General features: G+C 41.7%; 1 pseudogene. It reads right to left on the bottom strand.

Going from position 1 to position 1033, the window contains the following annotated elements:
* Positions 1-1033 (bottom strand): annotated as a pseudogene (locus GLW00_RS20275) (IS3 family transposase); the annotation flags it as partial.

Below are 1033 nucleotides of genomic sequence, written 5' to 3'. Positions count from 1 at the left end.
GAGCTCCTGCTTGAAGTGCTCTATACTTTCAAAATCTTTATGATAAAGGAACTCTGATTTCATTAACCCAAAGAAGTTTTCTATTACCGCATTATCGTGACAGTTGCCCTTGCGGGACATACTTTGTGTGATACCTGCTTTTTGTAGACGATCTCTATATTGTTTCATTTGGTAATGCCAACCCTGATCGGAATGGATCAGTAATTCATCCGTATCTTCTAAGCGTACAAGTCCTTTTTCCAACATCTCTCCTACGAGGTTATAGGTCGGGCGTGTTCCAAGCGTGTACGTAATGATTTCTCCATTGAAAAGGTCAAGAATCGGGGAGAGATAGAGCTTTTGGCCGAATAGCTTAAACTCTGTAATATCCGTTACCCATTTTTGATTTGGTTTCTCTGCTTTGAAATTTCGATTTAAGATGTTCTCAGCTACTTTTCCGACTCGGCCTTTATAAGATGAATATTTTTTCATACGCACAAGGCAGCGAAGGCCTAACTCTTTCATCAGTCGATACACCTTTTTATGGTTTACTGGTCTCCCGTTATTTTCAAGCTCATTCTGAATGCGGCGATATCCATACGTACCGTCTTCCCGGTGAAATATGACTTTGATCTTTTCTTTTAAATCCCGGTCTGGATCCGGCTTACTCATTTGATTGATTTGGTGGTAATACGTACTGCGTGAAAGACCAGCCACTTCCACCATTTGCTTTACAGGGAAGTCATGCCTTAGTCCGAAGATGATTTGCGCTTTTTGTTTTTTGTCTGCCGGTCCTCTTCTTCGACTAAGGCGTTCAACTTTTTTAAATAGGCGTTCTCCATTCGAAGGTATTCCAATTCTTCCTCTACAGATTTAAACGTCTTTTTCGTTTTTTTATTATTTGGCATTGGAACGTTCCCCTTTCGTTTGGACGCAAGGGCTCCCATACCGCCATTCTTCCATTTCCTCATCCACCTTCGAACCATGGAATAATCGGGGATATGGAAGAGAGCTGAGGCCTCACGAATGGAATACCCTTCGTCTTCGATACATG

Source organism: Halobacillus litoralis, from assembly GCF_009856445.1.
Classification (GTDB): domain Bacteria; phylum Bacillota; class Bacilli; order Bacillales; family Halobacillaceae; genus Halobacillus; species Halobacillus litoralis.
This window is presented reverse-complemented; position numbering and strand designations above follow the sequence as displayed.